Origin of the sequence: Brevibacterium antiquum CNRZ 918 (genome assembly GCF_900169145.1) — a bacterium.
Lineage (GTDB): Bacteria > Actinomycetota > Actinomycetes > Actinomycetales > Brevibacteriaceae > Brevibacterium > Brevibacterium koreense.
On record NZ_FXZD01000010.1, the window covers coordinates 22,831 to 43,479 of the forward strand.

The 20,649-nt window shown below is 63.8% G+C and carries 15 protein-coding genes; 10 read left to right on the forward strand and 5 right to left on the reverse strand.

Features of this window, described 5'->3' with window-relative positions; all coding sequences use genetic code 11:
• The first annotated feature begins 68 nt into the window (after window positions 1-68).
• The 3 genes from BANT918_RS13665 to BANT918_RS13675 are packed head-to-tail and all read left to right on the forward strand — an operon-like array spanning window position 69 to window position 2,171.
• The gene (locus tag BANT918_RS13665; RefSeq protein WP_101620779.1) at window positions 69-755 is read left to right on the forward strand and encodes a biotin transporter BioY; all 687 of its coding nucleotides are present in this window, start codon (window positions 69-71) and stop codon (window positions 753-755) included.
• Window positions 752-1,522, forward strand: a complete 771-nt coding sequence (locus BANT918_RS13670; protein WP_101620780.1) for an energy-coupling factor ABC transporter ATP-binding protein — start codon at window positions 752-754, stop codon at window positions 1,520-1,522. Before BANT918_RS13665 ends, BANT918_RS13670 begins: the two co-directional genes overlap by 4 nt.
• Before the next feature lie 10 nt (window positions 1,523-1,532).
• Window positions 1,533-2,171, forward strand: a complete 639-nt coding sequence (locus tag BANT918_RS13675; protein WP_267892109.1) for an energy-coupling factor transporter transmembrane component T family protein — start codon at window positions 1,533-1,535, stop codon at window positions 2,169-2,171.
• A 140-nt stretch (window positions 2,172-2,311) separates the two neighbouring features.
• Here BANT918_RS13675 and BANT918_RS13680 read toward each other — a convergent pair whose 3' ends face one another.
• Window positions 2,312-3,466 carry a glycosyltransferase family 4 protein gene (locus tag BANT918_RS13680; RefSeq protein ID WP_233430496.1) on the reverse strand — a complete coding sequence of 385 codons (1,155 nt, stop codon included), beginning with the start codon at window positions 3,464-3,466 and terminating at the stop codon, window positions 2,312-2,314.
• A 270-nt stretch (window positions 3,467-3,736) separates the two neighbouring features.
• Between BANT918_RS13680 and BANT918_RS13685 the strand changes: the two genes are divergently transcribed.
• The 3 genes from BANT918_RS13685 (at window position 3,737) to BANT918_RS13695 (ending at window position 7,983) form a co-directional block, all read left to right on the forward strand.
• Complete coding sequence (locus BANT918_RS13685; protein ID WP_101620781.1) at window positions 3,737-4,375, forward strand: LemA family protein; 639 nt, start codon at window positions 3,737-3,739, stop codon at window positions 4,373-4,375.
• Window positions 4,372-5,226 (forward strand): tRNA pseudouridine(38-40) synthase TruA, encoded by an 855-nt coding sequence (truA, locus tag BANT918_RS13690; RefSeq protein ID WP_101620782.1) that lies wholly within the window; start codon window positions 4,372-4,374, stop codon window positions 5,224-5,226. Before BANT918_RS13685 ends, truA begins: the two co-directional genes overlap by 4 nt.
• A gap of 204 nt (window positions 5,227-5,430) precedes the next feature.
• Window positions 5,431-7,983, forward strand: a complete 2,553-nt coding sequence (locus BANT918_RS13695; RefSeq protein ID WP_233430498.1) for a bifunctional metallophosphatase/5'-nucleotidase — start codon at window positions 5,431-5,433, stop codon at window positions 7,981-7,983.
• Between the two features lie 57 nt (window positions 7,984-8,040).
• Here the strand turns inward: BANT918_RS13695 and BANT918_RS13700 are convergent, their stop codons facing one another.
• On the reverse strand, window positions 8,041-10,185 hold the full coding sequence (locus BANT918_RS13700; protein ID WP_101620783.1) for a hypothetical protein: 2,145 nt from the start codon (window positions 10,183-10,185) through the stop codon (window positions 8,041-8,043).
• Entirely contained in the window at window positions 10,182-12,806 is a 2,625-nt protein-coding gene (locus BANT918_RS13705; RefSeq protein ID WP_101620784.1) for a hypothetical protein, read from the reverse strand. Before BANT918_RS13705 ends, BANT918_RS13700 begins: the two co-directional genes overlap by 4 nt.
• A 265-nt stretch (window positions 12,807-13,071) precedes the next feature.
• Between BANT918_RS13705 and rplM the strand changes: the two genes are divergently transcribed.
• From rplM to BANT918_RS13725, 4 genes are all read left to right on the forward strand, one after another.
• Window positions 13,072-13,515, forward strand: coding sequence for a 50S ribosomal protein L13 (gene rplM / locus BANT918_RS13710; RefSeq protein WP_009883872.1), 444 nt, complete (start codon window positions 13,072-13,074; stop codon window positions 13,513-13,515).
• A gap of 34 nt (window positions 13,516-13,549) precedes the next feature.
• Complete coding sequence (rpsI, locus tag BANT918_RS13715; protein WP_101620785.1) at window positions 13,550-14,065, forward strand: 30S ribosomal protein S9; 516 nt, start codon at window positions 13,550-13,552, stop codon at window positions 14,063-14,065.
• A 278-nt stretch (window positions 14,066-14,343) separates the two neighbouring features.
• A complete protein-coding gene (gene glmM, locus BANT918_RS13720; RefSeq protein WP_101620786.1) occupies window positions 14,344-15,696 on the forward strand; it encodes a phosphoglucosamine mutase in 1,353 nt (450 codons plus the stop codon).
• Window positions 15,697-16,174: 478 nt separating this feature from the next.
• Window positions 16,175-17,116: a hypothetical protein gene (locus BANT918_RS13725; RefSeq protein WP_145996987.1), complete on the forward strand. Its 942-nt coding sequence runs from the start codon at window positions 16,175-16,177 to the stop codon at window positions 17,114-17,116.
• Between the two features lie 349 nt (window positions 17,117-17,465).
• Here BANT918_RS13725 and BANT918_RS13730 read toward each other — a convergent pair whose 3' ends face one another.
• Together BANT918_RS13730 and coaA are read right to left on the reverse strand one after the other, a co-directional pair.
• On the reverse strand, window positions 17,466-19,328 hold the full coding sequence (locus tag BANT918_RS13730; protein ID WP_101620788.1) for an ABC transporter ATP-binding protein: 1,863 nt from the start codon (window positions 19,326-19,328) through the stop codon (window positions 17,466-17,468).
• Window positions 19,329-19,584: 256 nt separating this feature from the next.
• Window positions 19,585-20,622, reverse strand: a complete 1,038-nt coding sequence (gene coaA, locus BANT918_RS13735) for a type I pantothenate kinase (RefSeq protein WP_101620789.1) — start codon at window positions 20,620-20,622, stop codon at window positions 19,585-19,587.
• Window positions 20,623-20,649 lie beyond the last annotated feature (27 nt).

Here is a 20,649-nt window from a genome sequence, read left to right on the forward strand (position 1 = left end):
GAACAGTGTTCAGTTAGGGTTGGGGATGCCCGAGTGAGTCTCGGGTCCATCTAGCCATCGGAGAACTCATGTCACATGCGCACACCGCCAGTCCCACCTCGGCGACGGCCTCCCGGCCGAATTCAGCCGGCAGAGCCGGAGATATCGCCCTGATCGCGGTCTTCGCCGCTCTGCTGGCGGCGTTCGCGATGATGCCGCCGATCCCTGTGGGCCCGGCCGGTGTGCCGATCACGCTGCAGACCTTCGCCGTTGCGCTGTGCGGTTTGGTGTTGGGTCCGTGGCGCGGAGGGGCCGCCGTCCTGCTCTACGTCGTCCTGGGGCTGTTGGGCCTGCCGATCTTCTCCGGCATGAGCGGCGGCATCGGCATACTCGCCGGACCCAGCGCCGGCTACATCACCTCGTTCACGCTCTACGCCCTGGCCGTCGGATTCGTCGCCCGCTGGGCCATTCGCCGCTTCCGTGGCTCGAAGCTGTGGATCGCCCTGTTCGTCGGCGGGCTGGGCTCGAGCCTGCTGCTCAACCACCCGCTCGGGATCCTCGGGATGTCGATCAATGCCGACCTGCCCCTGGGGGTGGCTGCGGTCGCCGACCTCGCGTACTGGCCCGGGGACATCATCAAGAACGTCCTCGCCGTCTCCGTCGCACTCCTCATCCACCGGGCATTCCCCGATGTCCTCCGCCGCCGAGGTGTCTCGACGCCGGTGCCGAACGCGGCGACTGCGGGTGCCGACTCCGAAGGTATTGGCGCACGGTGATCGTCGGAGGCAGGTTCGCTCCTGATTCCGCGGGGGAGGGGGCACCGGAGATCTCGTTCGCCGAGGTCTCAATCGGGGTCCTCGATGACACTCCGACTGGCGATGTCTACCGCCCGATCCTCACCGACGTCAACGTCACTTTGGACGAGCCGATGATTGCGATCATCGGCGCCAACGGATCAGGGAAGTCCACGCTGCTGCAGCTCTTCAACGGACTGGTCACAGCCAATTCCGGCCGGGTGCTCATCGACGGCCTCGACCCGGTTGAGCAGGCGAAGCAGGTCCGCTCGCGTGTGGGCTTCGTCTTCACCGATCCGGCAGCGCAGCTGGTGATGCCGACTCCCCTCGAAGACATCGAACTTTCCCTGCGCAAACGTGTTCCGAAGGCGCAGCGCGGCGCTGCCGCACTGGCCGTGCTCGAGGAACTGGGCATCGCTGACCTTGCCGATCGCAGCGTCTATGAGCTTTCCGGCGGTCAGCGCCAGCTCGTGGCTCTGGCCGCAGTGCTGGCTGTTGACCCGCAGATCCTCGTCCTCGACGAACCGACCACACTTTTGGACCTGCGCAACAAGGAGAAGCTGCGGAAACTCCTGGCAGACCTTGTCGTCAGCCGAGGCGTGCGCGTGATCTTCTCGACCCATGACCTCGACTTCGCCGGGCTGGCCGACCGTGCCCTCGTCGTCGATTCCGGACGTGTCGTCCACGACTCGGCCCCTGCGGAGGCGACTCGGATGTACCGTGAGCTGATCATGAGCGACTCGTCATGAGCGTCGTCCGATGAGCCGCCGATCCCGCGCGGGTATCCGACCTCGCCCGCAGCTGTTCGGGAAGGTTGCGCACAATCCCGGTTGGCTGCATAGAACAGCACCAGAGGTGAAGCTTGCTGTCATCGCCCTGATCGGAGTCGTGGCACTGATCTTCCGGGACCCGGTCATCAACTGGTCGATGTTCGCCGCTCTTGTCGTCCTCGGCTTCACCGCCAGACTGAGACTGCATCACTTCCTTAGGACCTGGATCTATGCGGCGGTGCTGATCCTCATCGTCGTGGCCATGCAGTACTTCTTCGGATCGCTGCGAGCCGGCCTCACCGTCGGCGGCACCGTGTTCGCCTGTGTGCAGGCCGCGATGCTGCTGACACTGACCACAACCGTGGCACAGCTGCTCGACACCTTCACCCTCATCGTCTCACCACTGCGCCTACTCGGCGCCAGTCCCGACACGATCGCCCTGACCGCAAGTCTCATGGTTCGTGCCATCTCCCACATCTCCGGCCTGCTGGGGGAGGCCGACCGTGCTGCCCGAGCTCGCGGCCTCGACTCGAGCATCAAGGCCAGGGTCGTCCCCGCGATCCTCCGCTCGGTCAAATACGCCCAGGACACAGGCCGGGCACTCGACGCCCGCGGAATCGTGGACTGAGCACCCCCGGGCATCGAGACCACCCCGGAGCGTTGAGAGCACACCGGAGCATTGAGAGGCGACTCCCTACTCTCTGCTTTGGGCGCGGCGCTCGGCGCTCGACGTTCTGACCTGCGCTCGGCTCAGCGTGGGGCGCAGGCTCAGCCTGTCTGGACGGTGAAGCCGCGGCCCAGTACCTGCGGGTGCGGGTTCTCGATCGCCCGCGAATAGTGGCCGATGAGCTGTGAGCACACGCTCTTCCAGCTGCGGCTGTGCACCTGCTGGCGTCCGGCGACACCGAACGCGCGACGCTTCGCCTCATCGCCGAGGAGGTCGGTGACATGTCCGCGCATCGCCGCCAGATCCTTCGGTGCGTAGAGCCACCCGGTATGGGAGGAGTCGACGAGATCAAGCGGGCCGCCGCGCGCGGGTGCGATGACGGGCACCTCAGAGGCCATTGCCTCCTGGATCGTCTGGCAGAAGGTCTCGAGCTCGCCGGGGGCGACCATGACATCGAAGCTCGCCACTGCCTGAGCCAGGGCCTCGCCGCCCAAGAAACCGGCGAAATGCGCATTCGGCAGGCTCCGTTCGAGCCGGGCCCGCCACGGACCGTCGCCGACGATGACGAGCTTCGAGCCGGGCACATCATCCAGCACGGCCAGATCCTCGACCTGCTTCTCGGCGGCGAGCCGACCGACGTAGCCGATGATCTTCTCACCGCCTGGTGCCACCGACCGGCGCCAGGCCTCTGATCGGTGACTGGGGTCGAAGCGGGAGGAGTCGACCCCACGTGCCCACAGATCCACCTCGGCGACTCCGAGCCCGGACAGCTGCTCGAGGGTGTACGACGATGGGGCCAGAGTCAGGGAGGCGTGCTGATGGATGTTGCGCACGTGCGACCACAGCATGGCCTCGATGCCGTGCATGCCGTACCGAGCGGCGTAGGCGGGAACCTCGGTCTGATAGATCGCCACTGTGGGCAGGTCGAGGCTCTGGGCAGCCAGGACCCCGCGCCAGCCGAGCACGAAGGGGCTGGCCAGATGGACGACATCGGGGTCGAATGTCTCCAACAGCCGTTTGATGCGGCTGACACCGCCGGGAGCCACACGGACCCGGCGATACTTCGGCAGGGCGATCGAAGGAACACGGATGATGCGGGCTCCGGCGACCTCCTTGGGGCCGTCGCGGCGTGTGCCTGGTGCGATGATGAGGACCTCGTCTCCGCGGTCGGCCAGATGGTCCAGGACGCGGAGGAGTGAGTGGGTGACCCCATTCATGTTGGGGAGGAAGGACTCTGCAATGATCGCTACTCTCACACAACTCAGTTCACGCCCTCAGGGTGACGGACGGGCGACATCGAGACGACCGTCCGGCGACGAAATGCTGAAATCGCCGCGCACAATCCCAACTGTCACCGCACTGTGGTGCTGCCAGCGACGAGTGGCTGGCCCATCAGCGACGAGTGGCTGGCCCATCAGCGACGAGGGGATGACGCATGTGTCACGAGCCGGTGGCTAGTTCGCGGCGAGTCTGAACCCCGCGTAAACTGAAGTGTCGGCAATGCGAGTGAGTGGGGAGAGGCGAGAATGGTCTGGTTCATTGTCGGAGCATGTGTGCTCGCCCTCGTCGTCCTCGCACTGGTCCTGACTCTTTTGCGGTTCAACCAGCTGTCGATGGCTCGTTCACTCTGCGATGAGGCCAAACGTCAGCTGCTCGTCGAACTCCGCGGTCGGCACGCGCTCGTGCCCGCCTACATCGGGACCCTGCAGCAGGTCACCACGCAAGATCTCAGCTCTGTCGAACTCGCGCTCGCCTCGGCCGAGCGTGCACCGTTCGGCCCTCGCGGTGCTGCTGCGGAGAGTGCGCTGACTCGTGCCGTCGACGATGCGGCACAGATTCCCAGCCAGATCGGCGACAGGGCCATTGCCACCGATTCTTCCCTGGCGATGCAGGCGAGTCCCAGTGAAGAGCTCGACACCACGATCTCGCTTCTGCACGGTCAGCTGAACGTGCTGACCGATCGCATCCTGTCCGGGGCCCGCATCTACAACACGAACGTCGATCTCTACCACCGGCAGCGAGAACGAGTCGTGTCACGGCTGTTTCAGAATGTGTTCAAGGCCCGCGAGCCCTTCACCGAGGCGCAGCCGCAGCAGACTTTCACCGAGGCGCAGCCGCAGCAGCAGTCTGGAGCCCAGGACCAATCAGGACCGGCCGGATCATGACGCGCTTCCGCATCGACCTCGGCTATCGCGGCACCGACTTCCACGGTTGGGCGAAGCAGCCTGGCCTGCGGACCGTGCAGGCATCGCTCGAGGCTGGACTGTCCCGGATCACCGGCGACGAGGTGGCCACCGTCGTTGCCGGGCGGACCGATGCGGGAGTCCATGCGAGACGACAGACAGTCCACATCGACCTGCCCACGGCCGGCATCGAAAAGCTCATCGGCAAGTCCTCCCGATCCGCCGAGGCGGCACTGCTCTCGCGTCTGCGCGGAGTCCTCACGGTCGATGACACCGATGACATCATCATCCACGCCGTATCCGAGGTCCCAGAGGACTTCGATGCCCGGTTCTCCGCACTGTGGCGGACCTACCAGTACAGACTCGCCGACCGTCGGTCCTTCATCGACCCGCTGCTGACTCCCGTGACACTGCGGCACAAAGGTGAACTCGACGCCGAGGCCATGGCCGAAGCCGCACGCGAGGCCCAGGGCCTTCACGATTTCCTTCCCTTCTGCAAACCACGGGCAGGTGCGACAACGATCCGCACCCTCTACGAGCTCGAGATCACCCGGGACCAGGACGCCGTGATCAGGATCGATCTGCGTGCCGATGCCTTCTGCCACCACATGGTTCGTGCCCTGGTGGGCGGGCTGATCAAGGTCGGATCCGGCACCTGGCCGGTGACTCGCCCGGCGGAACTCCTCGCCGAGGCGGACGCCGGCATCGACCCCGAAGTCCCAATGTTCGTCACGCCCGCACACGGGCTCGTCCTCACCGGGGTGGGATATCCCGAGGCCGAGTTCTATGCCTCCCGGGCAGCCCAGACGATGGCTCGGCGCACTCAGGACTAGCTGTCGTCCTCGGACATTGATCACCGTTGACTGGGCACCTTGTCGTCTGTTTGTGAGAAAACCTCTATCCAGATGTGAGAATCCTGTGTACATTCACATGTAGGTAACTTCCCGTTCTCTTCGGCACTGCAGGATGAGTCTGCTTGATCCTCGCGAGGCACAGTGGTTGTGCAGTGGATGAAATGACCAAAGGAAATCACATACATGTCGAAATTGATGACGAAGATGCTGGCAACAGGAGCGGCAGTGTCGATGCTGACTCTGCCTGGCATCGCCCCTGCCGTTGCCGCATCGCTCGGAGGTGATTCCGTCAAGGAAGCACCCGCCGAGAGCAGCAACCCCGAACCACCGCAAAGCAACTCATCCCCAAGGGACTCATCCGGCGCAGACTCGTCCTCTGTCGGAGGCGACGACACCGAGGATTCGGATACTTCGGCTCAGGCTGCAGCCGAGGGCACACAGGTCCAGCTGCTCAACATCACCGACTTCCACGGACGCATCGCCGAGGCTGGCACACAGGTCGCCTCGGTCGTCGAGGAAGAGCGCGCGAAGTATGCGGCTCAGGAGGGCACCGCCGGAACCGGGTTCCTCTCCGCCGGCGATAACATCGGAGCCTCCACCTACGTCTCCTCCTCTCAGCAGGACACCCCGACTCTTGACGTCCTCAACGCAATCGGCCTCCAGGCTTCGACCGTGGGCAACCACGAGTTCGACCAGGGCATCGACGACCTCACCGGCAGAGTCTCTTCCGAAGCGGACTTCCCCTACGCCGCCGCCAACGTCTACGACAAGGGCACCACCGACGTCGTCGACGGGCTCGAGGACTACACGACGATCGATGTAGGTGGCGTGAAGATCGCTGTCATCGGCGTCGTCACCAAGGACACCAAGTCGCTGGTCTCACCCACCGGCATCGCTGATCTCGATTTCGGTGACCCCACTGACGCCGTCAACCGTGTTGCCGGCGAGATCGAGGCTCTGCCCGAAGACGAGCAGCCGGATATGACGGTTGTCGAGGCCCACCTCGGCGCTTCGAACACGGAAAGCCTCGGCGATGCCCAGGCCTCGAACGCTGAGTTCAAGAAGCTCGTGACAGAATCAGATGCTTCCGTCGATGTGCTCTTCACCGGCCACACCCACCTGCCGTCCTCGTTCGAGGCCCCTGTACCCGGTGAACCCGACCGGACCCGCCCCGTCGTCCAGGCCGGCAACTACGGAAAATACGTCGGCCAGGTCCAACTCGAAGCCGATGAGAACGGAAACTGGACCACCGCGGACTCCGATCTCATTGCGACGGAGGATAAGAGCTACGATTCGCCTGTCGTCGACGAAGTCACCCAGATCATCGCTGACGCCGACGAAAAGGCGAAGGTCCCGGGCTCTGTCGTCGCAGGTGAGATCAGCGAAGACATCACCCGCGCCACGAAGGGCGGCGAGGAGGACCGCGGTGCGGAGAGCACTCTGGGCAACCTCGTCGCTGACGCCCTCAAGGACGGAGTCGAGGGCACACAGCTCGACGACGCCGATTTCGGCATCACGAACCCGGGCGGATTGCGCACGGACCTGACATGTGACGACATCTACAACACCGAAGGCAAGTGTGAAGTCACGGCCGCTGAGCTCAGCGCGGTCCTGCCCTTCGCCAATGACCATGGGGTCGTGACGATGCAGGGCTCCGACGTCATCGGCCTGTTCGAGGAGCAGTGGCAGCCAGCAGATGCCTCGCGCCCGTTCCTCCACCTCGGCATCTCCGACGAGCTCGAAGTCGTCTACGACTCCGACGCCGCTGAGGGTGAGCATGTGGAGTCGGTCGAGGTCGATGGCAAGAAGCTCGACCCGAACAAGGAATACAGGGTCGCGACGCTGAGCTTCCTCGCCTCCGGGGGAGACAACTTCTTCTCCTTCGCCAAGGGTGACTTCGAACTCTCCGGGCTCACGGACTTCGAGACCTGGGTCGACTACTTCGAGAAGCGCACGGAAGGCAACGAGAAGGTCTCACCAGATGACGACGAACGTCAGGCCGACCTGACCAAGGACGTCATCGACAACGGTGACCTCACGGTCGATCTCGCCGCCCCCGACGAGGGCATCGAGCCCGGTGAGAGCAAGAGCTTCGTCCTCAACACCACCGCCGAGGAAGAGGTTCCGGGACCTGTCGACGTGAGTGTTGACCTGCCCGAGGGCTACACCGTCAGCGCCGCTGATTCCGGATCGACGGGAGCCCAGAAGGCTGCGAAGACAATCACCTTGGATTCGATCCCAGCCGGTGCCAGTGACGTCTCCATCAACGTCACCGCACCCGAGGATGCCTCCGGAGAGGTCACCGTGGAGGTGGGCATGAAGGCCGGCGACGGGCAATGGTGGGATGACAACCCGCTGCCGGTCAGTCACGAGTTCGAGGCCACGGCACAGGTCGGCGATGAGGCGAATGCGGCGGCTGGTGATGACGGCGGTGCCGATGGCACGTCCGACGGCGCCGGATCGGATGCCAACGCCAACGGCGGTGCCGATGGTGATGACGGATCCGCAGACGCGTCGGGATCGGATGCGAACGCCAACGGCGCGAACGCGAATGCCTCCGGGGCCACCTCGGCGAATGCGGATGGCAGTGGAGCCGACGCCGATGGTTCGAAGGACGGCGGGGACCTGCCTCGCACCGGCTTCGAAGCCATGAACCTGGTGGCTGCGGCACTTGCGCTCATCGTCGCAGGCAGTATGGCCGTGACCGTGGTGCGCCGGCGCAAGACCACTGTGTGAGGCAGAGGATCAGCACCGGCTGAGACGCGTCACGAAGTGACGTCGAGCAGGCGGCGGTCAGACGGGACCAGACAGTTTCGTCTGACCGCCGCTGTCTTCTGTCTGCTTCGTCTGGAAGGTTTCGAGGTGGACGAGGACGGGGACGAGGAAGAGGATGCCCACGGCGGGGACGACGATTCCCGAGTCGTTGATGATTGTGCCGACGCCCAGCAGGATGGCCAGGCTGATCATGCCCGCCCGCAGCAGTGAGATCCGATTGTAGGCGTCGGTCATTCCCGGCAGTGAGAAACGCTGGGGTGCCAGTGCCAGCCAGAACACCCCGATGATGATGAGGGGCAGGACCAGCGTCATCCACGACTGGGTCAGGATGTCGATATTCATGCCGATCTTGCGGGTCAGAACACTCAGGGCCTCACCGCTGATGATGGAGTCGAAGAAGCGGCCGAAGTGGGTGCGCTGATCGGCGGGACGCAGCCAGTCGATGAACAGGACCGCCAGCATGACGAAGCCCGCGATTCCCACCGTCAGACCCATGCGTTTGAGCGAGAATCTGATCCCTGCGGCCGCGAGCACGAGGTAGGCGACGCCGATGATCAGCGTCGGTACGGACCCGAACTTCGTGCCCAGCCCCGGTGCGGCCAGGATGACGCTGGACACGAGGATGGGCACGGTGACGATGAGGATGCGCACGATCGGTCGTGTCGTCAGCGACGCGAACCCGGCCACGGCCAGCAGCAGGGCGCAGCAGTAGAGCGCGAGTGCGGAGTTGCCGATGCCGTAGAACCTTGATGCGATGAGCAGCGGCTCTCCCAGCAGTGTCGACATCTGGAGCGCAGAACCGGTGATCACGTCGTAGGCGAGGACGAGGACCGTGACGACGCAGACGAAGAGCACCGGTCCGAACTTGTACCCGCGCCACGGGCCCAGCAGGGCGATGACGCCGAGGATCAGTGACCAGCCGGCCAAGGCTCCCAGCATCGCAATATCCGGGTTGGTCGCTCTCTCCCACGGCACGGTGTTGACCAGATAGGTCGAGACCGGCATTGCGGCGAAGACTATGCCCAGCCGGTAGGCACCGGTTTGGATGAGGGCGCGATGATTCTTGCGCAGGAGCCAGGCCAGGACCAGCAGGCCGACCATGAGTGAGGCGATGATGGGGAAGAACCAGGTGGACAGTTCGTTCTGGGTCTTCACCGCCACCTGACGGTCGAGAACCGCCTGGAAGCGAGACTCCCAACTTCCGCCGGCGTTGTCGTAGGTCATCGGAGCACCGGCCACATTCGCCATGGGCTCGCCGCCGCTGAGTTCGACGAGCGTCGGTGCGATGTCGGGGACCTGCACCAGACCTGGCTGCCGTGTCGACGAGGACGTCAGCAGTCCCGCAGCGCTACCGGGTTCGAGTGCCATCGTCGCCTGCATCGAGGAACCGTCGTTGTCTCCGTCAGCGATAGAGGAGAAGATCACCGGCGAGTTCCCTTGAGACAGCCCCTGCGAGGCGTCGCCATCGCTCCATCCGTTGGCGTGGAGGATCGTGCCGACCCGCCGGTCGAGGCTCTTGAGGGAGTATCCGTCCGAGGTGGTGTTGCCGAGGTCGATCAGCGACAGTTCGCCGTCTTCCGAGGCCTGTGTGGCCTTGTCCGCGAGATCATCGCCGACTGGAGACCAGCCTTTCACATGTCCGTTGGGAGCGGCTGCGGCAATGGCTGCACCGGGGCCGAAGGCCTTGATCGTCGGCACCGACTCGGAGAGTCCGCCCAATAGGGCGTCGTAGTTGTCCCCACGCGCCACTTGGCTGTAGACATCCCAGTCCGCAACCCAGCCATCCAGCGGCGGGGCCGGCTGACGGCATTCTTCGCGGGGCTCGTCGGCGGCGCGACGTCCCGACCCCACGGCCAACCAGCCGTCGACCGGGCAGCTGCTGGCTCGCACGCTGCGAGGAGTGATGGTGCCGATCTGTGCGGACTTCATCATCTTCCACAGGTTCGGGGTGGTGCGCGGATCGAGGTCTTCGAAGCTGAAGCCGGAGACCCCAATGAAGATCGGCGCATTCTCCGCCGCTGATTTGGTGGTGTCCGTCGTCGCGGCCGAGCCTGCGGTGTCCGCGGTCGTGCCCGCCTGGGACGCCGGCGGGAGCCCGAGGATGAGCAGAGCGATGACGAAGACGCCCAGCAGCACCCGCAGCGGGAACATCTTCGCCCTCATGTCCGATCCTTCCTGGCCTCAGGCGGACTTTCAGAGGAGTCTGCAGCAGGGGGCTTCGCGGCAGAGGTCTCGGCCGTCATGAGGATGGTCCGTTGGCTGCTCCGGCGTGGCCAACGGCCGGTGACCTTCTCATCGGCATGTTCGGCGCTCAGCGCCAGCAGATAGGGCAGCAGCACCATGGCACCAGTCGAGGGCACGGCGATGCCGGAGTCGGTGATGACCAACCCCACCGCCATGCCTGTGGCCGCGGCGAGGAATCCGAAGTGGATGTCCTGGTCCGCGAACACCTGCGGCAGGCGTCCCCGCCATGTGTTCGTCAGACGACCGGTGCGACTCGTGACAGTCATGTTGGGGAAGTGGAGCAGGTAGCGGAGGAAGAACAGGATGGCGATGATCGCGAGGGGAGTGACGATCGCCAGCGCCGGGTTGATCTGCATGATGTGGAGATTGGCGCCGAGCTTCCGACCGACCACCTGCAGGGCTTCACCGGTGACGATCTGGTCGAAGAAGTTCCCGAAGTGCGATCGCGCTCCCGGCTCACGCAGCCAGTCGAGGAACGCGATGCCCAAGAGCACAGCCAAGGAGGCGAGGCCGATGAGTGCGAGGCGGAAGACGGAGAGGCGGATACGACTGACGAGTGCCAGCAGCACGAGAAGACCGGCCAAGGTGGCGATCGTGCCCCCGAACTTCGCTCCCCAGGACGGATTTCCGGACACGAGCACCGCAAACAGCCCGAGGGTGAGGGGAAGGATGAAGACCATCCGACGATGCCCATTCGCCCGCAGCCAGGAGATCGCAAGACCCAGGAAGTTGAAGAGGCTGACGATGAAGATTGCCGCACCCTGATTGCCCAGACCGTAGTAACGGCCGCCGACGATCGGGTTATAGCCCAGCAGTGAATTGCCCTGCAGATGCGAACCGGTGATGAGGTCTGCGGAGAGGATGAGGAAGCTCAACAGCGAGAGTGCTGCCACACGACCGCGCCAGGTTCGCCCCCACGGTGGAAGCAGAGAGGCACCGAAGAGGAGCGCGGCCGAGACTGCGACCGAAACACTGAGACCGAACCCGGGATGCGGCAGTCTGGCCCACGGGAACAGCCCGGCCAGGAACGCGCTCATCGGCAGAGTCGCCACGGCCAAGGAGACCCAGCCGAGGAACCTGTGCACGGTCGGGGCGATCGTCGCACCGCCTCGGCGACCGAGGAAGCACCGGCTCAGGAGGAGGCCGCACAAGATGAACAGGAGATAGAAGGTGGTATCGAGAAGCAGGGAGAACGTCGACAGATGCTGGTAGATCGAGTTCGCCTTCTGCGATTCCGAGACGAGGTCGTCGATGCGCTTCTGTGGCTCATCATCGCTCGGTGTGCTGTCGAAGGAGATGCCGCTGGGGGAGGAGATGCCGAACTGGCCGAGGATTCCCGGAGCGATGTCCGTGAGCTGCAGGAGACCGGGGGTGCGGGTGCTTGCCGAGGACAGGCTGCCTGGTTCGTAGCCGGGACCGGAAGCGATGAACGCGCGCAGCTGCGGCAGACCCGAGCTGTCGCCGAGGCCGGCCACAATGATCGTGGGCTCTCCACTTCCCGGCGTCGCGGAATCACGTGCTTCTGCCAGTTTGGTGCCCAAACGTTTGTCGGCCTCGGCAACGCGTTCCTCACGGTCGAAGAAGTCAGGGACGGTGTAGGAGTAGTCGGGGATCGGATCGTAGAGCCAGGCCGAGGAGCCGATCGATCCCAGGTCGACGAGATTGAGCCGGCAGTCCGTGGCGGCCGCGTCGTCGGTGTAGTTGGCTACGATGCCGTTCTCGTCAGCCGCAGCATAGGCCGCGCCGGGACCCTCTGCGGCGACGCAGGGCTTCAGCTGTGCTTCATCTGCCGCCGGGCCAGTCTCAGATGGGGCCGCCTTCCCCTGCTCGCGGATGAGGCGGGCGAGCATCCCGTAGTCCACCGAGTATCCGGAGTCGATGTTCGGTTCCTTGATGGACTCGAAGTCGTCGATCGTCGCGGTCGTCGTGCCATCTGCGGAGCTCTGGGCGAGATCTTCGTCACTCGATGCGTCTGTGCCGACACCCGACTTCGTGGCGTCATCCACGCCGTCGAGCGTCTTCGCCACAGCATCGTTGGCGGTCGAAGGTGCACTCAACGGTGGGCAGGTAGCCTTGTTGTCTTCCTGCTCTGGATCAGCGGGCGGTCCCGCCTGTGCCCGTGCACCGGCACCCATGGACAGCCAGCCCGAGCCGGGGCAGGTGGCCGAGGCGATGGTGCGCACATTCAGGTTGGCAGCCGAGCCCTCGGAGAAGAGTGCATAGAGGTTGGGTGTGCGCACGCGATCGATATCATTGATGGTCAGACCGGGTATGCCGTAGACGATTGTCTTGCCGGCGGGGTCGCGCGAGGCTCCGGAATCCTCACTCGACGGTCCGGTGTTCGCCGATAGCGTGGTCGCCGCCGATGCTGTGGTGCTGGCAGGAGAGCTTGAGGATGATCCGGTGGCCGCTGACTCGTCTGCCGCGGTGGCCGGTGACTGTGCCGGGCCGAGCGCGAGCACCAGAAGCCCGAGGACTAATCCCAGCACCAGGAGTCTGTATGCGGGAAGGCGCGTGGGCAGGAAGGATGTAGGCGGCACAGGTCAATAGTATCGGCTCGGCTTTCCGCCCGCTCTGGCACTGGCCTGAGCGTTTGCTCCGCGAGCGAGCTTGCATGTATATTTGATTGTCGTTGTGTGTGTCCGTCGTGCTCCCTTACATAGCCTCATGCGTTGCAGGCCCGTAGGTGAGGGGACGATTTCGATGGGCAGACCCGATTCAAGACAACGAGTGCCTTGACTCATCAGACTCACGACCCGATGAATCATCAGCACTACACCAAGAGATACGAAAAGAAGGCTACTTTTGCGTACGTTCACACCCAAGCCCGGCGATATTGAGCGCCAGTGGCACGTCATTGACGCCACTGACCAGGTGCTCGGTCGTCTTGCTGCCCAGGTTGCACGCCTGTTGCGCGGCAAGCACAAGACCACCTTTGCTCCTCATATCGACACCGGTGACTTCGTCATCATCATCAATGCAGACAAAGTCGCATTGACCGGTGCGAAGCTCGATCAGAAGCGCGCTTACCACCACTCGGGTTACCCGGGTGGTCTGAAGAGCGTCAACTACGCCGAGCTTCTCGCCACCAATCCCGAGCGCGCAGTCGAAAAGGCTGTCGGCGGTATGGTTCCGAAGACTCGTCTCGGACGTGCCCAGATGCAGAAGCTGAAGGTGTACCAGGGTGGAGAGCACCCACACGCCGCTCAGAATCCGCAGCCGTACGAACTCAGCCAGGTCGCGCAGTAAGCGCGCCTGAGCTCTAGACATACCGAGGAGAACCGTGGCTGAAGAAACCACCACTGCGACAGACGCTGTCGAAGAACCAACCGCAACCGAATACACGTCGGAGACCCCCGACTCCGCAGGCCTGGGCGAACAGACCGCCGGCGGACGTGGTCAGTCCCTGACCGCTCCCGGCAGTGGAGTCGGCCGCCGCAAGCAGGCAATTGCTCGCGTCCGCCTGATCCCCGGATCCGGTGAGTGGACCATCAACGGACGCACTCTCGAAGAGTACTTCCCGAACAAGCTGCACCAGCAGCTCGTCAACGAGCCCTTCCGTCTCCTGGACCTCGAAGGGCGCTTCGACGTCGTCGTGCGCATCTCCGGTGGCGGACCTTCCGGCCAGGCCGGAGCCGTTCGTCTGGGCATTGCCCGTTCGCTCAACCAGATCGACGAAGAGTCGAACCGTGCTGAGCTGAAGAAGGCAGGCTACCTGCGCCGCGACGCACGCGTCCCCGAGCGCAAGAAGGCCGGTCTCAAGAAGGCCCGTAAGGCACCTCAGTTCTCGAAGCGCTGATTCTGCTGTCAGGACTGCGCCTGGTCTGCCGCTGAAGCGCAGTCCCCGACAGTTCAGCTCGATGAACACCGCAGTGCGGCCCCGAACCGGATTCGGGGCCGCATTTCGTGCATTCACCTGCTTTTCACCCCCTCTCTCGCCTCGACACAGGCGGTGTCGTCTCGCACCGACATGGGCGACACATCTCAAACCAATTTCGGGCGTCGTACGGTCTGCCCACCACCGCCTCGGCGGCGCTATGGGCTAAAATCGACGAGAAATTGAGGAAAGGACTTTCCATGTCACGACTCTTCGGCACCGACGGTGTCCGTGGACTCGCCAATCGCGACATCTCCGCACGGCTGGCGCTCCAACTCTCCGTTGCAGGTTCGCGGGTTCTCACCCGCGGTTGGCCGGAAGGCAAGCGTCCCTTCGCCGTTGTCGGCCGCGATACTCGAATCTCCGGCGAGTTCCTCTCCGCCGCGATCTCCGCGGGCATCGCCTCCGCAGGAGTCGACGTGCTCGATGCGGGAATGCTGCCCACCCCTGGCATCGCCAGCGTCGTTGCGGACACGGGTGCCGCCTTCGGGGTCGTCATCTCCGCCTCCCACAATCCGATGCCGGACAACGGCATCAAATTCTTCGCGGCGGGCGGGACGAAGCTCGATGACTCCGTCGAGGATTCGATCCTTGCGGTCCTCGACGAGGACTGGGAGCGTCCCACCGGCGCCGAGGTGGGTCGCATTTCCCGTTATCCCGCCGCTGCCGACGAATATACGGAGAAGCTCGTGCGGTCCCTCGATGCTGAGGGTGCACGCCCCCTGTCCGGTCTCAAGGTCGTCGTCGACTGCGCTCACGGAGCCGCGTCCATCGTCGGACCTGCCGCCCTGCGCCAGGCCGGTGCCGAAGTCATCGTTTCCGCCGCTGAGCCCGATGGCTTCAACATCAACGACGGTGTCGGTTCCACACACCTCGAACCACTCCAGCGTCTCGTCGTCGAAACCCAGTCCGATCTGGGTGTGGCCTTCGACGGCGACGCCGACCGCTGCCTGGCTGTGGACTCCCTGGGTCGTGTCATCAACGGTGACCAACTCATGGGCATCCTGGCGATCGGCCTCAAGGAGCTCGGCGAGCTCACTGGCAACACGCTCGTCACGACCGTGATGTCGAACATCGGCCTGCGCCACGCCATGGACAAGTACTCAATCAATACGGTCCAGACCGCTGTGGGTGACCGGTACGTCCTCGAGCGCATGCTGGCAGACGGCTACGTCCTCGGTGGCGAGCAGTCCGGGCATGTGCTCATGCTCGACCATGGTTCGACCGGCGACGGCGTGCAGACGGCCCTGCACCTGATGAAGCGCATGGCGGATTCGAAGCGTACGTTGGCTGACCTGGCTGCCGAGATTCCTCAGCTGCCCCAGGCGCTCGTCAACGTCAAGGATGTTGACAAATACAGTGTCGACCACCCCAAGGTTGCGGCCGAGGTGAACGCTGTCGAGGCTGAGCTCGAAGGCTCGGGTCGCGTCCTGCTGCGGGCCTCGGGCACCGAGGCGCTGATCCGTGTCATGGTCGAGGCGGAGACCGAAGACATTGCCCAGGCCCAGGCCGAGCGTCTGGCTGCCAATGTCAAGGAACACCTGGGACTGTGAGCTTCCTGATCCGGTAAGCGCATCCCTACCCGAGGCAGAGGCCGCAGTCGCATCGAGCGCTGCGGCCTCTGTCGCCTCCCAGCTTCGTTCGCTGCTATGTTCGCTCGATCCACGGCTAGTCTGATTTTATCGTCGCCGGAGACGACTTTTCCGTACGCCACGTTGATCGGGTCCCGAATGCATACTCCCGAATGCACAGTCCCGAATGTATCGTCAGCGCGTCGAGCTTCTACATCCAGTTTGATCGGCGGAGTCGGGTTCACTCTGCGTGGTGGCCGTCGACGGGGGCCTTGCTGAGAGATAGTTCCGACATCAATGGTGTGAGCGAGCGGTGGTGCGACGGGACCTTGCACGGTCTGTGCGCTCGAGTCACGGTTCATCCACAGCCGGAATTCAGAACGTTGTCTCGACATCACCGTTCGACGATGCTTGCCTCATGTTCGCGTGCATATCTGCTTTGGAGCTCAGGAACGCCGGGTTGTCTGTTTACCAGATCACTCTTGCCGAACGATGCTGTCTGCGACGAGTTCGCCGCGGTATCTACGTTGTGGCCCGTGCCTGCGCCGAGCCTGCCCACCATTTTGTGGCGACGATCGCAGAAGCTGCGAGCACCAGCCTGCCACAGGAGTCGAAGGGAATGCTCAAGCGCGGTGAGGATCTGCGCATCATGGTGAGATCATATGTCGGTGACCTGCCGCCGGGCGCCGTATTCTCGCATCGAAGTGCTCTGATCATTCATGGACTGCCTGTTCCGTACTTCGCCCAGAACGAAGCCCCGTGTGTGGAGTCGGTACATCCGAAATTCGGTGTGAGGCGAACCTCTATCCTGATCCGAAAGAGAGAGATCAGCGACGACGATTTGGTGATTGTCAACGGTATTCGCACCACCTCGGTCTTGCGTACACTGTTCGACGTCGCCCGTGACTTCCCACTGGCATTCGCCGTTGCTGTGATCGATGCGGCCGTTCGCCAATCACGCGTTTCAGCGAATGAGATCGAAAGCTATTGTGTCAGCCGCCCGCCGAGAACGCATCAGGCGCGGATCGCCTCGGTGCTCGAGAATATCGACCCGCGCCGAGAATCGGTCGCAGAGTCGATCACCGCTGTGCGCTTCGTCGAGTACTCGGTACCCGGATTCGAACCGCAGGTTGTGATCCGCGATGAGCGCGGCGACTTCGTCGCGAGGACGGACTTCACGAACGAGCAGGCCGGAGTCATTGCCGAGTTCGACGGTGCAGGAAAGTACTATCTGAAGAATTCAGAGCCGAAGTCGGAATTCGAGCTCGAGAGGCGTCGAGAGTATCGCCTTCGCAATCTCGGGTACGTGGTCTTTCGTCTGACTTGGTCGCAGATCTTCTCCGCCGAGCTGTTCATTCGCATCAGAGCTGCTGTCGAACAGAGGACGAAGAGATGTCGATGAGGCACTGTGGGCCCGTAGGAATACCTTCGGGCGCCAGGTCTCGGTAGGGCGATGACACTCGATCAACGCTGGGTCCGAATATGTCGACACGGGCGACGACATATTCAAGCTTGGCGTTGATCGAGGGCGTTGACCGAGGGCGTTGTCCGAGGGCGTTGACCGAGGGGCGTTGATCGAGGGCGTTGTCCGAGGCCCGGACAGAACCGCTTTGCGCAGAGTTAGCTATCGCCGCGAACTGACTTCAGCACGGGTCACTCACCCGTCGATTCGGTATGCGGCAGAGGCCGCAGTCGCATCGAGCGCTGCGGCCTCTGATGTCGCCCAGCTCAGCTCGCGGCGTCTGCCCAGCTCAGCTCGCGGCGAACTGTGTTTCGTAGAGTTCCGCGTAGCGTCCGCTGTGAGCCAGCAGCTCCTCGTGCGAACCCGACTCGACAATGCGACCGGCCTCGACGACGAGGATCGTATCGGCCTGCCGGATCGTGGAGAGCCGGTGGGCGATGACCAACGCGGTGCGTCCACTCATCGCCTGGGCCAGCGCCTGCTGTACGGCTGCCTCGTTCGTCGAATCCAGGGCCGAAGTCGCCTCATCGAGGACGACGACCTCCGGGGCGGCCAGGAGCATGCGCGCGATGGTCAACCGCTGGCGTTCACCACCGGAGAGCCGGTAGCCGCGCTCACCGATGACCGTGTCCAAACCGTCGGGCAGAGCCGCGATGACGTTGTGGAGCTGGGCCCGATCGATAGCCTGGTGCAGCTGCGCATCGGTGGCTTCAGGTTTGACCAGGGTGAGGTTGGAGCGGATCGACTCGTGGAAGACATGGCCGTCCTGAGTCACCACTCCGACCGACTTGCGCAGAGACTTGTAGGACAGCTCGCGCACGTCCACTCCACCGATAGTGATCGACCCTGAGGTCACGTCGTAGAGGCGGGGCAGCAACGAGGCGATCGTGGACTTGCCCGCGCCGGAGGAACCGACCAGAGCGACAGTCTGACCGGCAGGGATTGTGAAGTCGAGTGAGTGCAGGACCTCCTCCCCGCCACGGGCGTCGAGCACGGAGACGTCCTCGAGGCTGGCGAGGCTGACCTGATCCGCACTGGGATAGGCGAAGTCGACGTTCGAGAATGTCACGTCCAGCCCGCCCTTCGGCAGGGCCTTCGGTGTCGCAGGTTCCTTGATCAGGGGCACAAGGTCGAGGATCTCGAAGACGCGCTGGAAGCTGACGACGGCGCTCATGATGTCCAGACGCGCATTGGCGAGCATGGTCAGGGGAGTGTAGAGCCTGGTCAGCAGCAGTGCGAGTGTGACGACCTGGCCGGCGTTGAGGTGGCCGAGGACGGCCTGGGCGCCGCCGATGCCGTAGACAAGGGCCAGGGCCAGGGCCGAGACCAGGGTCAGCGAGGACACGAACGTCGACTGCAGCATGGCAACCTTGATGCCGATGTCCCGGACTTGGGCGGCACGATCGGAGAACTCCTCGGACTCGGTTTTCGGGTTGCCGAAGAGCTTGACCAGGGTCGCGCCTCCTGCGGAGAACCTCTCCGTCATCCGCGTCGACATGTCAGCACTGTTCTCCGCTGCCTGGAACTGCAGGGAGGCGAGCTTTCCACTGAGCAGCCTGGTGGGGATGATGAACAGCGGCAGCAGCAGGATCGAGAGCACCGTGACCTGCCAGGAGATGGTCACCATCACGGCGACGGTCAGCACCAGAGAGACGAAGTTCGACACGATGCCTGAGAGCGTGTTGGAAAACGCACGCTGGGCCCCGATGACATCGGTGTTCAGACGGGAGACCAGAGCGCCCGTGCGGGTGCGATTGAAGAAAGCGATCGGCATTCTCTGCACATGGTCGTAGACCGCAGAGCGCAGATCGAAGATGAGCCCCTCGCCGATCTGCGAGGAGAGGTACCTGTTGAAGATCGAGATCGCGGCGTCCGCGATCGCCAGACCTCCGATCGCCACGGCCAGCCAGACGACGGTCTCCACAGGCCCGCCGCCGGTGATCGCGTTGACGACCCTGCCGGCGAGGACCGGGTTGAGGACCCCGATGACGGCTGTGCCGACGGAGAGTGAGAGGAAGACGATGAGCTTCTTCTTGTGCCTGGTCGCGAACGAGGCGATGCGGCGGTAGGTGCCCGGTTTGATCGAGGTCTTCGGGGTCTTCTTGCTCGACACGGAGCTGTACATCACCCTGTGTGCTGACTGCAGACTCATATCGGCCTCATTTCTTTGTGGCGTTCCGCCTGCGTCTGGGGCGAACGGACGCAAGCGGACACAGCTGTCCTTCGGTTCGAGACCACCACGCATGGTTCGCGCAGGATTCAAACCGTGCACTCAGTGCAACTATCGCAGGTCGGAATCTATTTCATCATCGGTCCAGATCCACGCCCCACGTGAGAGACCTCACGGCCCGGTCACGCCTGGGACCAGGAACCGCTGCGCCCGAGCGCACACGGTCAAGCGTCTGAGGTCAGAGCTTGCGCAGCTGGACCTTGCGGATCGTGTGGTCGTCCGACTTGTGCAGCACGAGGTCGGCACGACCGCGGCTGGGCTGGACGTTTTTGCGCAGGTTGGGGAAGTTGATCGAATCCCAGATCTCCGTGGCCAGGGTGATCGCCTCGTCATCATCGAGCTTCGAATAACGGTGGAAGTAGGAGTCCGTGTCCTGGAAGGCACCGTGCTTGAGCTTGAGGAACCGGGAGATGTACCACTGTCGGATGTCCCGGGAACGGGCATCGACGTAGACGGAGAAATCGAAGTAGTCGCTGATCGACAGGCCCAGTGTTCCGTCGCTGCGGGGCCGGGCGGGCTGGAGGACGTTGAGGCCTTCGACGATGAGGACATCGGGGGAGCGGACGACCACCTCGGCGCCGGGGACGATGTCGTAGGTGTGGTGCGAGTACACGGGGGCACGGACCTCGGGGGAGCCGGACTTCACGGCGGAGATGAACCGCAGCAGTTTGCGCCGGTCGTAGGACTCAGGGAATCCCTTGCGCCCGACCAGGCGTCTGCGCTGGAGCTCGGCGTTGGAGTAGAGGAAGCCATCGGTGGTGATGAGCTCGACGCGGGGGGTGTCGGGCCATCTGGCTAGGAGTTCGCGCAGAACACGCGCGGTGGTGGACTTGCCGACGGCGACGGAGCCGGCCACACCGATGACGAAGGGCGTGCGCTTGGCCTCCTGCGGTTCAAGACCCAGTTCGTGCAGAGGGGAGAAGAACTCACGAGTCATCTCATGCGTGCTGCGGCGGGCAGAGACATAGAGATTGAGCAGGCGGGACAGAGGCAGGTAAACCTGAGCCACCTCGTCGAGGTTGATCCGGTCGCCCAGACCGCGCAGACGTTCGATGTCGCGCTGCTTCAGCGGCAGAGGTGTGGCCTGCGCCAGAGTGCCCCAGACGTCACGGTCGAACTCCCAGAACGGTGATGTCGGTTCGGCCTCGGGCTTGCGTCCGATGTTGAGGCCGGCCAGGCGCCGCGCGCGGTCAAGGATGGGATCGACGTGAGACATGGGAGCAATTGTGTCATGCGTCATGCC

Bases quoted from the DNA above. Each gene is read 5' to 3' on its own strand.
- coaA (WP_101620789.1), bottom strand. From the start codon at position 20,622: ATGTCTCACGTCGATCCCATCCTTGACCGCGCGCGGCGCCTGGCCGGC.
- truA (WP_101620782.1), top strand. From the start codon at position 4,372: ATGACGCGCTTCCGCATCGACCTCGGCTATCGCGGCACCGACTTCCAC.
- BANT918_RS13675 (WP_267892109.1), top strand. From the start codon at position 1,533: ATGAGCCGCCGATCCCGCGCGGGTATCCGACCTCGCCCGCAGCTGTTC.
- BANT918_RS13665 (WP_101620779.1), top strand. From the start codon at position 69: ATGTCACATGCGCACACCGCCAGTCCCACCTCGGCGACGGCCTCCCGG.
- BANT918_RS13700 (WP_101620783.1), bottom strand. From the start codon at position 10,185: ATGAGGGCGAAGATGTTCCCGCTGCGGGTGCTGCTGGGCGTCTTCGTC.
- glmM (WP_101620786.1), top strand. From the start codon at position 14,344: ATGTCACGACTCTTCGGCACCGACGGTGTCCGTGGACTCGCCAATCGC.
- BANT918_RS13730 (WP_101620788.1), bottom strand. From the start codon at position 19,328: ATGAGTCTGCAGTCAGCACACAGGGTGATGTACAGCTCCGTGTCGAGC.
- BANT918_RS13685 (WP_101620781.1), top strand. From the start codon at position 3,737: ATGGTCTGGTTCATTGTCGGAGCATGTGTGCTCGCCCTCGTCGTCCTC.
- BANT918_RS13695 (WP_233430498.1), top strand. From the start codon at position 5,431: ATGTCGAAATTGATGACGAAGATGCTGGCAACAGGAGCGGCAGTGTCG.